The sequence below is a fragment of the Arthrobacter sp. Y3223151 genome (assembly GCF_059091125.1).
Map to the genome: position 1 here is coordinate 31,907 of NZ_JBNHGI010000005.1, position 13,279 is coordinate 45,185.

Here is a 13,279-nt window from a genome sequence, read left to right on the forward strand (position 1 = left end):
GGCTGGCCGCGTCATTTTCGTTTGGCTTATAACCGTGCAGAGGGGTACCCCGTGGATCATCGCGGCAGTTTCGGTGATGACCCGCAGACCCCGGCGGGACAGCAGCCGGCTGGGCAGGATCCCGCCGCGCTGTCCCCGGCCGGCGGAACGCCGTGGCGCGGGCAGGCGCGGGCCGCCAATCCGAGGCACATGGGCCGCGGGCCCAGGCTGCTGTGGCTGAAGGTCGTGGCGGCCGCGCTGGCGCTGGCGCTGGCGGCCGGTGTGGGCGTCGTGGTGTTCAAAATCGTGGGCCTGCGCGACAGCCTCAGCACCTCGCCGCTGAACCTGGGCACCGGCGCCCCGGGGCTTCCGGTGGACCTGAGCCGCGATCCCGTGCAGATCCTCATCCTGGGCACCGACACGCGCGTCGGCACCGACGGCCGGTACGGCTCGGACGGCCCCTCGGCCGGCCGCGGCAAGTCGGACGTGATGATGCTGATGAACCTGTCCGCGGACCGGGAACGGGTCACCGTGGTCAGCCTGCCGCGCGACCTGCTCACCACCATCCCCACCTGCACCGATCCGGAGACCGGCGAGGTGTATCCGGAACAGCAGGATGCCCAACTCAATGCCGCGCTGAGCTACGGCGGCCCCGGCTGCACCGTCGCGGCCGTCAACGAGATGACAGGCCTGGAGATCGACCACTTCATGATGGCCGACTTCAACGCCGTCAAGGAGCTCTCCACGGTGATCGGGGGCGTGGAAGTCTGCGTCAACGAGCCCATCAATGACACCTACTCCAAGCTGCGGCTGCCGGCCGGAGTCAGCACCGTGCAGGGCGAGCAGGCGCTGGCGTTCCTGCGCACCCGGCACTCCTTCGGCGACGGCGGAGACCGCGGCCGGATCCGTGCGCAGCAGAGCTTCCTGGCGTCCATGGCCCGCAAGGTCCAGTCCGAAGGCACGCTGACCAACGTGCCCCGCCTCTACTCCATCGCCGAGGCCGTGGTTAACAACCTCACGGTGGACGAAGGCCTGGCGGAGGTTTCCCGGCTGCTGGCCTTGGCGGACCGGATCAAGAGCGTTGACTTGGGCAAGGTTGCCTTCGTCGCGCTGCCCACGCGGAGCGCCCCGATGGACGAGAACCGCCTGGTCCTGGACGAGGAGCCGGGGCAGGCCCTGTTCCAGATCCTGCGCCAGGACGGCGACGTCACCGCGCCGGAGGTCAACACCGCCGGGAAGCCCGACCCGACGACCACCGGGGAAGCCGGCGGGGAACCCACAGCCGGTGCCTCAGGCGGCGGCGCCCCGTCCCCGACGGCAACCGACGACGGCGGGCCAACGGCCGGGGCGACGACCGCGCCGGGCGGGGACCCGACGGCCGGCGTGCCGTCCTTCGACCCGGCCGAGCAGCCCGTCAAGGTGGTCAACGCCTCCGGTGCGGCCGGCCGCGACGAGGAACTCTCCGAACAGCTGCAGGCGCTGGGCTACCTGTTGGCGGCCCCGGCCGAAGCCGGAACCGAACGCACCACCACGCAGCTGTACTACTCCACCGGATTCGAACACGTGGCCCTCGCCCTCGCGGAAGAGCTGAACGTCCCCCGGGCCAACGTGCTCGCCTCCGGCGACCACTACGGCGTCGCCCTGTCGGTCGGCCGGGACTTCGCCAGCGGCACGCAGCTGGCCGAGACCGGCGGCGTGGCCGGCGGCTTCAAGGGCCAGACCGCCGACCAGGTCACCTGCCAGCAGCCCGGCGCCTTCTAGCAGCCGCTACCAGATCCGGACCCGCTCGTCCGGGGCGAGCCACAGCCCGTCGCCCGGAGCGGTGCCGAACGCTTCGTGGAACGCGTCCAGGTTGCGCACCACCTGGTTGCAGCGGAACTCGTTCGGGGCGTGCGGGTCGATCGCCAGCCGGCGTGCCGCCTCCTCGGAACGGATCTTCTGGCGCCAGCATTCGGCCCAGGAGTAGAAGAACCGCTGGCTGCCGCTCAGCCCGTCGATCACCGGGGCTTCCCGGCCCGCCAGGCTCAGCCGGTACGCGCGGTAGGCGATGGCCAGCCCGCCGAGGTCGCCGATGTTCTCGCCCAGGGTGAGTTCGCCGTTAACGGTGTTGTCGGGAGCCTCGGCCGGACTGAGCGCCGCGTATTGGGCCACCAGCTGGCCGGTGAGCCGCTCGAAGGCGGCCCGGTCTTCGTCGGACCACCAGTTCCGCAGCGCTCCGGTGCCGTCGTACTGCGATCCCTTGTCGTCGAAGCCGTGGCCGATCTCGTGGCCGATGACCGCGCCGATGGCGCCGTAGTTGGCCGCGGCATCGGCGTCGGCGTCGAAGAAGGGCGGCTGCAGGATCGCTGCGGGGAAGACGATCTCGTTCATGGTGGGCATGTAGTAGGCGTTGACGGTCTGCGGCGTCATGTGCCACTCGGCCTCGTCGATGGGCTTGCCCAGCTTGGCCAGGTTGCGGCGGACCTCGAACTCGTTGGAGGCGAGGACGTTGGACCAGACATCGTCCCCGGGCACGAAGGCGGAGTAGTCGATCCACTTCTCCGGGTAGCCGATCTTGGTGCGGAAGGCCGCCAGCTTCTCCAGCGCTTTCCCGATGGTTGCGCTGCTGAGCCACGGCAGGGCGGAGATGCTTTCCCGGTAGGCGGCCAGCAGGTTGGCCACCAGTTCTTCCATTCGTTCCTTGTGCGCCGGCGGGAAATGCCGTGCCACGTATTCCTGCCCGATGGCTTCCCCGAGGGCGCCTTCCACCAGGGAAACGCCGCGCTTCCACCGCTCCTTGAGTTCCGGGGTGCCGCTGAGGGTGCGGCCGTAGAAGCCGAAGTGCGTCTGGACCGCTTCGTCGTGAAGATAGGGCGCCGCCGTCGTCAGCACGTGGAGCCGCAGCCAGGCCTGCCAGGCCTCCAGCGGCTCGCTCTCCAGCAGGGCGTCGAGCGTGCCGAGGAACCCGGGCTGGCAGACCACCATCTCGGCCGCGCCGCCCGCTTCCGGGCCCAGCGCCGCCAGCCAGTCCGGCATCCAGTCCGCCATGGTGGCCACCTGCCCGGCGGTGCGCAGATTGTAGGTCTGCTGCGGGTCGCGGCAGGAGACCTTGTCCAGGTGGCCGGCCGCCAGCTTGTGCTCCAGGTCCAGTGCCGCGTCCGCCTGCACCGGGTCGAAGCCGGCCAGCTGCAGCATCTTCCGGGCGTAGTCCCGGTAGGCCTCGCGGATGGGGCCGAAGTCGTCCTCGCGGTAGTACGCCTCGTCCGGCAGGCCCAGTCCCGCCTGGTACAGGTAGATCAGGTAGCGGGTGGGGTTGCCGGCGTCGTTGTTGACGAAGAACGCGAGCGGATACGCGGCGCCGCTGCGGCTGAAGGCCCCGATGACCTCGCGCAGCCCGTCCCGGTCGGAAATTTTCGCGATCGCGGCGAACTGCTCCGCCAGCGGCGAGAAGCCCTTGGCCTCGGCCGTGTCGGTATCCATGAAGCCGGCGTAGAGGACGCCGATCTTTCCCGACGGGCTGGCGGGATCCGGGTGCGCGGCGGCGTCTTCGATGATGGCCCGCACGGATTCTTCGGAGGCGTCGCGCAGGGCGGTGAACGAGCCTTCCAGAGCGCGGTCGTCGGGGATGGCGGTCTCCGCCAGCCACTTCCCGTTCACGTGCCGGAAGAGGTCGTCCTGCGGGCGGACGGCCGGGTCGACGTTGGACAACACGATGCCGGAGCGGCTCATGTGCGCCTCATTTCTTTGTTGCTTTCATCTTTTCCCTCACATCCTACGCACCGTGCTAGTGTGAAATTGTGCGCGCAGGAATGCTCCTTCTTAGCTGCCGCGGCGAGGCCACGCGAACTTCTGTTTGACAGGCCGAACCCTCGCTGCGGAGTTTGTGTTGCCCGGCCAAAATTTTTCGATTAGCTCACATGAGAAAAGGCCACACACCAAAATGCGAAACGCACAAAAGTCCTCCGGAATGCCCATCCATAAGTACATTCCCTTCCAGGACCAGATCGCCGTAGAACTGCCCGACCGCACCTGGCCGGACAAAGTGATGACGAAGGCCCCGCGCTGGTGCGCGGTGGACCTGCGCGACGGGAACCAGGCGCTGATCGATCCGATGAGCCCCGAACGCAAGCACAAGATGTTCGACCTGCTGGTCAAGATGGGCTACAAGGAGATCGAAGTCGGTTTCCCGTCCGCATCGCAGACCGACTTCGACTTTGTCCGCCAGCTGATTGAAGGCGACCGGATCCCCGATGATGTGACCATCCAGGTCCTCACCCAGTCCCGCGAGCACCTGATCGAGCGCACCTACGAGTCCATCGCCGGCGCCGGCCGCGCCATCGTGCACCTGTACAACTCCACCTCCGTGCTGCAGCGGCGAGTGGTGTTCCGGGAAGACCAGGACGGCATCGTGGACATCGCCTTGCAGGGCGCCCGGTTGTGCCGGAAGTACGAAGAGGGCCTGAAGGGCACCGAGATTACGTACGAATACTCGCCCGAGTCCTACACCGGCACGGAGCTGGAATTCGCCGCCCGCATCTGCAACGCCGTCACCGACGTCTTGGAGATCTCCGCGGACCGGAACGTCATCCTGAACCTGCCGGCCACGGTGGAGATGGCCACCCCGAATGTCTACGCCGATTCCATCGAGTGGATGTCGCGGAACCTGAACAACCGTGAGAACGTGATCCTCTCCCTGCACCCGCACAACGACCGGGGCACCGGTGTGGCGGCGGCGGAACTGGGCTACCTGGCCGGCGCCGACCGGATCGAGGGCTGCCTGTTCGGCAACGGCGAGCGGACCGGCAACGTGGACCTGGTGACGCTGGGGCTGAACCTGTTCAGCCAGGGCATCGACCCGATGATCGATTTCTCCAACATCGACGACGTGCGCCGCACCGTCGAATACTGCAACCAGCTGCCGGTGCCCGAACGCTCCCCGTACGGCGGCGATCTGGTGTTCACGGCGTTCTCCGGCTCCCACCAGGACGCCATCAAGAAGGGCTTCGAGGCCATGGAGGCCGACGCGGCCGGCCAGGGCAAGACGGTGGACGAACTGGTCTGGGCAGTGCCCTACCTGCCGGTCGATCCGAAGGATCTGGGCCGCAGCTATGAGGCAGTGATCCGGGTGAACTCGCAGTCCGGCAAGGGCGGCGTGGCCTACCTGCTCAAGCACGAGCACAACCTGGACCTGCCGCGCCGCGCCCAGATCGAGTTCTCGGGCGTCATCCAGCGCCGCACGGACACCGTAGGCGGCGAGGTCAGCCCGGCGCAGCTGTGGGAGACCTTCACCGACGAGTACCTGCCGACCCCGGACAACCGGTGGGGCCACTACACCCTGGGATCGGTCAAGACCGACAGCGCCGACGACGGTTCCTTCCAGCTGACCGCAACCATGGGCGTGGACGGCGTCCAGAGCCGCCGCACGGCCGAGGGCAACGGGCCGATCGCCGCGCTGCTGGAAATTTTCCGGCAGGACGGCGTGGACGTGCGGGTACTGGACTACACCGAGCACGCCCTCTCCGAGGGTGGCAACGCCCGGGCCGCCGCTTACGTCGAGTGCGCCGTGGGCGACCGGGTGCTGTGGGGCATCGGCATCGACACGAACACCACCATGGCCTCGCTGAAAGCCGTCGTGTCTGCGGTGAACCGCGCCATCCGCGACGAAGGCGCCAAGGCCGCCGGCTCGCTCTAGGAAACCGCCCAGCGGGCTTCCCTGCCGTGCCGCGGCGGGGAAGCCCGCTTAAGTGGGAGAATGAAACGGTGTCCAACAGATCCTTCGCCTCCCGCACGTACCGGGACCAGGGCGTCATCCTGCGGACCCACAAACTCGGCGAGGCCGACCGGATCATCACGCTGCTGACCAGGCAGCACGGCCAGATCAGGGCGGTTGCCAAAGGCGTGCGGCGCACCAGCAGCAAGTTCGGCGCGGTGCTGGAACCCTTCATGGTCGCCGACCTGCAGCTGGTCTCCGGCCGGAGCCTGGACATCGTCACGCAGGCCCAGATGGTCGGGCCGTACGGCCGGGACATCGCCGCCGACTACACCAAGTACACCTCCGCCGCCGCCATCTGCGAGACGGCGGAAAAACTCACCGACGTGGACGGCGAATCGGCAGGAGCGCAGTACGGGCTGGTCATCGGCGCGCTCTCGGCCCTCAGTCGCAGCGTGCACGCACCCGAGCTGATCCTGGATTCCTACCTGCTGCGGGCCCTTGCGACGGCGGGCTGGGCCCCCAGCTTCGACGAGTGTGCCCGGTGCGGCGCCCAGGGACCGCATACCGCCTTTGCCGCTCCGCTGGGCGGCGCCGTGTGCCATGATTGCCGTCCGCCCGGGTCGGCCTCGCCCGCACCGGAAACGATGCAGCTGCTCGCCGCCCTGCTCTCCGGAGACTGGCCGGCGGCGGACGCCTCCGCCGCCGGTCCGCGCCGTGAGGCCGCCGGCCTGGTGGCCAGTTACCTGCAGTGGCACCTTGAACGAACCCTGAAATCCCTCAAGCATGTGGAGCGAGTGTGACCCCGATTTCCCGGCAACCGCAGCGGCCATGGCCGCATCCCTCCGGCGCCAAACCGCCCGCCCTTCCTCCGGCGCTGGTCCCGGAACACGTGGCCATCGTGATGGACGGCAACGGCCGCTGGGCGAACCAGCGCGGGCTGCCGCGGACCGAGGGGCACCGTGCCGGGGAAGCGGCTCTGCTGGACGTGATGGCTGGCGCGATCGAAATCGGGGTCAAGCACGTCAGCGTGTACGCCTTCTCCACCGAGAACTGGAAGCGGTCCCCGGAAGAGGTCCGCTTCCTGATGGGCTTTAGCCGGGACGTGCTGCGCCGCCAACGCGACCAGCTCGACGCCTGGGGCGTGCGCATCCGCTGGTCCGGCCGCCGGCCCCGGTTGTGGAAGTCGGTGGTCAACGAGCTGGAGGTCGCCGAGCGACAGACGGCCGGCAACGCCACCTGCACCCTGACCATGTGCGTGAACTACGGCGGGCGGGCGGAAATCGCCGATGCCGCCGCCGCCATCGCCGCCGACGTCGCCGCCGGACGGCTGCGGGCGTCGTCGGTCTCGGAAAAGACCGTGCAGCGCTACCTCGACGAGCCCGACCTGCCGGACGTCGACCTGTTCCTGCGCACGTCGGGGGAGCAGCGCTTCTCCAACTTCATGCTGTGGCAGTCCGCCTATGCGGAGATGGTGTTCATGGATACCCTCTGGCCCGATGTGGACCGCCGCACCCTCTGGGAAGCCATCGACATTTACGCCCGCCGCGACCGGCGGTACGGGGGAGCGGTGGACGCCGCCGCGGTCGGCGGAGCCTAGCCCGGATGGCCGCGCACGTGGTCGCCGTCGGCACCCGGGGCCCGGGCCCCGGCTTTGGCGGCCGTACTACCGCTGCTGGGTGTCCGTGAGGTCCTCGGTCCGGTCGTCCTGCAACACGTAGGCCTGCGCCCAGCGCTGCAGCCGGGCATAGGCGTCCCGCCGCACCTCGGTCCGGGAGAGGAATACGTCGTGCAGGGCGTCCTGGACCTGCTCGATGGAGACGGTGTAGCCGAGCCGGACCGCCCGCTCGGTCATGGTGCGGATGTCCAGCACCACGTCGGTGCTCCTCATGTCCTCGTGCCAGACCGAGCCGTTCATGCTGCGGGTCGAAGACATCACCAGCACCGGGATCTCGAGCTTGAGGCCCTTCGCGACCTTCGACTGTCCCTCCCAGATGGCGCTGAGCCAACCGGCGCGCACGGGGAAGGACTCCGGCGGCCGCAGCTTGGGGTCCAGATCCCATTCGCCCTCCGCGGTGCTGCTGATGCTGCGGTAGTAGAAGCCGCGGACCGGCAATTTGATCTCGGTTTCCGGCTTCAGCCGGGACAACGGTTCCAGCACCGCGCCGGCGGCGCGCCGGACCAGGGAACTGCCGTGCATCTCCAGCCAGGGACTGTTCAGGACCAGGGCGCGCAGCTCGCCCGGGTGTTCCGCCGCCCACAGGGCAGCCACCAGCCCTCCGGTGGAGTGTCCCATCAGCGTGATCTTCGTCTCCGACTGGCCGCGTTCCTCACGGATCAGATCGAGCGCCAGCGAAATCTCGTCCTCGTACTGGCGCAGGTCCGTCACAAAGCCCGCCGGATCACCCTCCCGCAGGCTGCGTCCGTGGTGGTGCAGGTCCAGCGCAAAGAACGCCACGCCTTGGCGGTGCCAGAACTCTGCCAGTTCCGTGTTGAAGAAATAGTCGCTCCAACCGTGCACATACAGGACGGCGTGCCCGCCGGGGGAGCGCTGCGGGGAGTGCGGCAGGTAGCGGATCAGCGTCGCCCGCTGCTCCCGCCCGCCGGGGGCCGGCACTTGCAGGACCGTGGACTCGAACTCCGGGCCGAGGATGTCTTCCTGCCAGTCGGCTGCCGTCGCCACGGTGGTCCTTCCTCTCTGTCCGGTTGCTGCCCCCATGTTATCGCCGGGTGGACACGGTTTGGTGCGGCGGCCTCCGCACGGAAAACTAGGACTATGCGCCTCTACCCCGCCTTCTTCCGCGCCGCGTTCTCCTGGATGGACGCCGAGCGTGCCCACCGAATCGGTTTCCAGCTCATCCGCGCCGCGCACCGGTGCGGGGCCGGGGCAGTGCTGCGCCGCGTCACGCGCCCGGATCCGTCCCTGGCCACCGAGGCGCTGGGCCTGACCTTCCCCTCGCCGTTCGGCCTGGCAGCGGGTTTCGACAAGGAAGGTTTCGGCATCGAGGCGCTGGCCGACCTGGGCTTCGGCGCGGTGGAGGTCGGCACCATCACCGGGAGCGCGCAGCCGGGCAACGCGCAGCCCCGGCTGTTCCGGCTGGTCGAGGACCGCGCCGTGATCAACCGGATGGGCTTCAATAACGACGGCGCAGCCGCCGTCGCGCCGCGGATCGCCGCCGCCCGGCGCGGGCTGGCTTCCCGCTACGGCACGCTCCGGCCCGTCATCGGCGTGAACATCGGCAAGACCAAGGTGGTGGAACTGGCCGACGCCACCGAGGACTACCTGAAGAGCACCCGGCTGTTGGCCCGGTCCGCCGACTACCTTGTGGTCAACGTTTCGTCGCCGAACACGCCCGGACTGCGGCTGCTGCAGAACGTGGAGACGCTGCGACCGCTGCTGCGGGCAGTGGGGGAGACCGCCGATTCCGCGGCCGGCCGCCATGTCCCGTTGCTGGTGAAGATCGCCCCGGACCTCAGCGACGAGGACATCGACGACGTCGCCCGGCTCGCGCTGGAACTGAACCTGGACGGCATCATCGCCACCAACACGACGGTTTCCCGCGAGGGCCTTGTCTCGGACCAAAGCAAGGTCGCGGCCTGCGGCGAAGGAGGCCTCTCCGGCGCCCCGTTGAAGCAACGCTCCCTCGACGTGCTGCGCCGGCTGCGCACTGCCGTCGGGGACGACCTGGCGCTGATATCCGTGGGCGGTGTCGAGACAGCCAGCGACGTGCAGCAGCGGCTGGATGCCGGGGCCACCCTGGTGCAAGGCTATACGGCGTTCCTGTACGAGGGACCCTTCTGGGCCGGCCGCATCAACCGCGGCTTGGCCAAGCGCCCCCGCTGAACGGCCCTGCACGGCGTCATTCCGAAACCGGGCCGGGCCATCCGGAGCCCGGCCGGGCCTCGAGGGCATGCAATAGGGCCGGGAGCCGCAATGCTCCCGACCCTTGGCATGCGATGCTCCCGACCCTTCGACCGGTCCCTCCCCTGGATCAGGCGGGGTATTCGCCGCGCTTGACCTGCGGCTTCGGCAGGCGCATCCGGCGCAACTGCAGCCCGCGCATGACGCCGTACCAGACCGCCCCGCGCTCGACCTCGCCAAACTTGGCGGCCAGGCGCTTCTTGAGCTGGCGGCCGAGGATGAAGGCGTCGATGGCGACCAGCGCCAGCAGCACCCAGAAGCCGAACAGGATGAACGCCTGGACGTTGAGGTCGCGGATAAAGCTGAGGACCACGAAGATGAGGGCGAAGACGATCAGGAATTCGCCCAGCACCCAGCGGGCGTCCACGAAGTCGCGGACGAAGCGCTTCTGCGGTCCCTTGTCGCGCAGCGGCAGGAAGCGCTCGTCGCCGGTGTTCATGGCCTCGCGCATCTTCAGCCGCTGATCCGCCATGGCGGCCCGGTTGGCCTCCTTGGCGGCCTTGCGGTCATTTGGGACCAGGGGGCGCTTGCGCGCAGCTTCCTGGTCCTTGCGCCGGGGCGTGGGCGCGCCCTTGCCGTATCGAGGCTGCTGGGCGTCGTTGGCCTGGTCGATGGTTTCCTGGGGCGTGGGAGCCTCTTTTTTACGTCCGAACACCAGTCAAGAATACCGGACCGCGTACGGCCGTTGTCCCCCTTGGGGCCCGCGCCGCCGGGGCAGCCACGGGGCATCGTCGCGACGTTGCCCGGGCGATAGGGTGTCGACTATGACCAATGTGAACGTAGACGAACTTGCGGCCGCCGTGGACGCCGGCATGGGGCTCACCATCTCCTCGTTGGAACAGCTGGTTTCCATCCCGGGGATCGCCTGGCCGGCCTTCGACCCGGAGGACCTCGCGCGCAGCGCGGATGCCGTAGCCGGCATGGTCCGGGAGCTGGGCCTGGAGGACGTACAGATCCTCAGCGTGGCGAACGGCGAGGCCGCCGGCGGCCCCGCCGTCGTGGCCCGCCGCCCGGCCGCGGCCGGCAAGCCGACCGTCCTGCTGTATGCCCACCACGACGTGCAGCCGCCGGGGGACCCGGCACTCTGGCGGACGGAACCGTTCAAGGCCACCGAGATCGACGGCCGCCTCTATGGGCGCGGAACCGCAGACGACAAGGCCGGGATCATGGTCCACCTGGCCTCGCTGCGCACTCTGCTGGAGGTCCTCGGCGACGATTTCGGGCTCGGCATCACGTTGTTCTTCGAGGGGGAGGAGGAGGCCGGTTCGCCAAGCTTCCGCCCGTTCCTCGAGACACACCGCGAACTGCTGCGGGCAGACGCCATCATCGTCGCCGACTCCAGCAACTGGAAGGTCGGCATCCCGGCCCTGACCACCAGCCTGCGCGGCCTGGTGGACGGCACCGTGGAGCTGCGGGTGCTGGAACACGCCGTCCATTCGGGCATGTTCGGCGGGCCGCTGCTGGATGCGCCCACGCTGCTGTCTCGGCTGATCGCCACCTTCCACGACGACGACGGGGCGGTCGCCATCGAGGGCCTCGCTTCGGCTCCTGCCGCCTCGGTGGAATATCCGGAAGAAGACTTCCGCCGCGATTCTTCGGTGCTCGAGTCCGTGCAGCTCGCGGGCACCGGCAGCATTGCCGACCGGCTCTGGAACAAGCCGGCCCTGTCGGTGATCGGCTTTGACGCCCCCAGCGTCGAGCTCGCGTCCAACACCTTGATTCCCGCCGCCCGCGCCAAGATCAGCCTCCGGCTGGCACCGGGACAGGATCCGGACCGGGCGATGGAAGCGGTGGCCGCGCACGTTGCCGCCCACGCGCCCTTCGGCGCCGCCGCCACCTTCGTGCCGGGGGAGCGCGGCCACGCGTTCGCCACGGACACCTCCGCGCCCGCGGCCCAGGCGGCGCTGTGGGCCCTGGAGCAGGCGTGGGGCACGCTGCCGGTGGAGGCCGGCATGGGCGGCTCCATCCCGTTCATCGCCGACCTCACGGAAGTCTATCCGGAGGCACAGATCCTGATCACCGGCGTCGAAGACCCCGACTCGAGGGCGCACTCGGCCAACGAGTCGCTGCATCTCGGCGACTTCCGCAATGCGGTCCTGGCCCAGGCCCTGCTCCTGGCACGGTTGAACAGCGAGGGACTCTAGGCCTGTTCGGGCCAGGCTGGAGGCGGGGGAGAGTTATCCCATTTCGGCCCACCAGACGTACGATGGATGGGAAGCCCGACGCACCACTGAGTAATAGCAGCAGGTCACCGGACGGCCCGAAATAGATAAGGAAGTGCAATGAGCGCAACGATCAACTCGTCCGCCCCCACCACGGCACCCGAAGCGGCAGAACTGCCCACGCATGAAGTGGCTTTGACCGACGTCGCCGCCGGAAAGGTCCGCAGCCTCCTGGAACAGGAAGGCCGCACGGATCTGCGCCTGCGCGTTGCCGTACAGCCGGGCGGATGCTCCGGCCTGATCTACCAGCTGTACTTCGACGAGCGGATGCTCGACGGGGACGCTGTCCGTGATTTCGACGGGGTTGAGGTCGTCGTCGACAAGATGAGCGTTCCTTACCTCTCGGGCGCCTCGATCGACTTCGAGGACACGATTTCCAAGCAGGGCTTCACCATCGACAATCCGAATGCCGGTGGCTCCTGCGCCTGTGGAGACTCCTTCCACTAAGGGCCTGCAGGGCGCTCTCCGGCCGCCGGAACGGCCGACGCACGGGGGAGCCTGTCACATGGAAGTCATGTGGGCGGGTAAGCTCTACAGTGAGTAGTAAAACTGGATATGCGGCCAAGCTCAGCTCTGCCATGGCCGCATCACTTGCACGAAACAAAGAGGAAGGGCCGTCTGTGAGTTCGCAGGTTCGAACCGGCAGTCGACGCGCCAAAATCGCCAAGGCTACAGGTCTGGGTGCACTCGGTGCGTTGTTGTTGACGGGATGTTCAGAAGAAGTCCGTTTGGGTTGGTTGCCCACCGAGCGGGACGTTACCAACCACACGCCCGAAATCATTGATTTGTGGGTCAACGGATGGATCGCCGCCCTGGTCGTCGGTGTCATAACCTGGGGCCTGATGCTCTGGTGCATCATCGCGTACCGCCGCCGCAAGGACGAGACGGGCTACCCGCGCCAGCTGAGCTACAACCTGCCGCTGGAGATCTTCTACACCGCGGTTCCCGTGGTCATGGTCATGGTCTTCTTCTACTTCACGGACAAGACCACGTCCAACATCACCGAGCGGGTGGACAACCCGGACGTCGTCGTCGACGTGCGCGGCAAGCAGTGGGCCTGGGACTTCAACTACGTCAAGCAGGACAAGTACTTTGCCGGCGTGCAGGCCCACCTGACCGGCGAGACCGGCGTCCCGGAGACCCTGCCCACGCTGTACCTGCCGGTGAACCAGAGCGTGGAGCTGCAGATCAACTCCCGCGACGTCATCCACTCGTTCTGGGTCCCCGCCTTCCTGCAGAAGGTGGACATGATCCCGGGCAAGACCAACTACCTGAACTTCACCCCCACCCGTGAGGGCATCTACGACGGCAAGTGCGCCGAGCTGTGTGGCGAGTACCACTCCGAAATGCTCTTCCGTGTCGCGGTGGTCTCCGAGGCTGAATTCGACGCTCAGATGGCGCGGCTCAAGGACGGCCAGCTTGGCGAAGAGTACGACCGCAACCCCTACGCTGAAGCGTCTGAGTAAA

The 13,279-nt window shown here is 68.2% G+C and carries 11 protein-coding genes; 8 read left to right on the forward strand and 3 right to left on the reverse strand.

What is annotated here, in order from left to right; translation table 11 throughout:
• Positions 1-51: 51 nt before the first annotated feature.
• Positions 52-1,740, forward strand: a complete 1,689-nt coding sequence (locus tag AC5RUP_RS09115; RefSeq protein WP_494158480.1) for an LCP family protein — start codon at positions 52-54, stop codon at positions 1,738-1,740.
• 6 nt (positions 1,741-1,746) lie between these two features.
• On the opposite strand, the gene AC5RUP_RS09120 is transcribed toward AC5RUP_RS09115, so the two are convergent.
• The gene (locus tag AC5RUP_RS09120; RefSeq protein WP_494154142.1) at positions 1,747-3,687 is read right to left on the reverse strand and encodes a M13 family metallopeptidase; all 1,941 of its coding nucleotides are present in this window, start codon (positions 3,685-3,687) and stop codon (positions 1,747-1,749) included.
• A gap of 211 nt (positions 3,688-3,898) precedes the next feature.
• Here AC5RUP_RS09120 and leuA point away from each other — a divergent pair, with 211 nt between their 5' ends.
• The 3 genes from leuA (at position 3,899) to AC5RUP_RS09135 (ending at position 7,268) form a co-directional block, all read left to right on the forward strand.
• Complete coding sequence (gene leuA / locus AC5RUP_RS09125; RefSeq protein WP_494154141.1) at positions 3,899-5,650, forward strand: 2-isopropylmalate synthase; 1,752 nt, start codon at positions 3,899-3,901, stop codon at positions 5,648-5,650.
• Positions 5,651-5,718: 68 nt separating this feature from the next.
• Positions 5,719-6,471, forward strand: a complete 753-nt coding sequence (gene recO / locus AC5RUP_RS09130) for a DNA repair protein RecO (RefSeq protein ID WP_493978410.1) — start codon at positions 5,719-5,721, stop codon at positions 6,469-6,471.
• Complete coding sequence (locus AC5RUP_RS09135; RefSeq protein ID WP_494067873.1) at positions 6,468-7,268, forward strand: isoprenyl transferase; 801 nt, start codon at positions 6,468-6,470, stop codon at positions 7,266-7,268. Before recO ends, AC5RUP_RS09135 begins: the two co-directional genes overlap by 4 nt.
• Positions 7,269-7,334: 66 nt before the next feature.
• Here the strand turns inward: AC5RUP_RS09135 and AC5RUP_RS09140 are convergent, their stop codons facing one another.
• Positions 7,335-8,351: an alpha/beta hydrolase gene (locus tag AC5RUP_RS09140; protein WP_494154140.1), complete on the reverse strand. Its 1,017-nt coding sequence runs from the start codon at positions 8,349-8,351 to the stop codon at positions 7,335-7,337.
• A 93-nt stretch (positions 8,352-8,444) separates the two neighbouring features.
• On the opposite strand from AC5RUP_RS09140, the gene AC5RUP_RS09145 reads away from it, so the two are divergent.
• Positions 8,445-9,512 (forward strand): quinone-dependent dihydroorotate dehydrogenase, encoded by a 1,068-nt coding sequence (locus AC5RUP_RS09145; RefSeq protein ID WP_494154139.1) that lies wholly within the window; start codon positions 8,445-8,447, stop codon positions 9,510-9,512.
• A gap of 148 nt (positions 9,513-9,660) precedes the next feature.
• Here AC5RUP_RS09145 and AC5RUP_RS09150 read toward each other — a convergent pair whose 3' ends face one another.
• The gene (locus AC5RUP_RS09150; protein ID WP_494067870.1) at positions 9,661-10,245 is read right to left on the reverse strand and encodes a DUF3043 domain-containing protein; all 585 of its coding nucleotides are present in this window, start codon (positions 10,243-10,245) and stop codon (positions 9,661-9,663) included.
• Between the two features lie 109 nt (positions 10,246-10,354).
• Between AC5RUP_RS09150 and AC5RUP_RS09155 the strand changes: the two genes are divergently transcribed.
• The 3 genes from AC5RUP_RS09155 to ctaC all read left to right on the forward strand — a co-directional run bounded on the left by AC5RUP_RS09155 (position 10,355) and on the right by ctaC (position 13,278).
• Entirely contained in the window at positions 10,355-11,734 is a 1,380-nt protein-coding gene (locus AC5RUP_RS09155) for a M20/M25/M40 family metallo-hydrolase (protein ID WP_494158481.1), read from the forward strand.
• Positions 11,735-11,872: 138 nt separating this feature from the next.
• Positions 11,873-12,259: a HesB/IscA family protein gene (locus AC5RUP_RS09160; RefSeq protein WP_494154027.1), complete on the forward strand. Its 387-nt coding sequence runs from the start codon at positions 11,873-11,875 to the stop codon at positions 12,257-12,259.
• A gap of 173 nt (positions 12,260-12,432) precedes the next feature.
• A complete protein-coding gene (gene ctaC, locus AC5RUP_RS09165) occupies positions 12,433-13,278 on the forward strand; it encodes an aa3-type cytochrome oxidase subunit II (protein WP_494154028.1) in 846 nt (281 codons plus the stop codon).
• Position 13,279: the final 1 nt, after the last annotated feature.

What these genes read in the sequence shown, in the direction of transcription:
- AC5RUP_RS09120 (WP_494154142.1), bottom strand. Translation starts at nt 3,687, where the DNA reads ATGAGCCGCTCCGGCATCGTGTTGTCCAACGTCGACCCGGCCGTCCGC.
- AC5RUP_RS09160 (WP_494154027.1), top strand. Translation starts at nt 11,873, where the DNA reads ATGAGCGCAACGATCAACTCGTCCGCCCCCACCACGGCACCCGAAGCG.
- leuA (WP_494154141.1), top strand. Translation starts at nt 3,899, where the DNA reads ATGCGAAACGCACAAAAGTCCTCCGGAATGCCCATCCATAAGTACATT.
- AC5RUP_RS09155 (WP_494158481.1), top strand. Translation starts at nt 10,355, where the DNA reads ATGACCAATGTGAACGTAGACGAACTTGCGGCCGCCGTGGACGCCGGC.
- AC5RUP_RS09145 (WP_494154139.1), top strand. Translation starts at nt 8,445, where the DNA reads ATGCGCCTCTACCCCGCCTTCTTCCGCGCCGCGTTCTCCTGGATGGAC.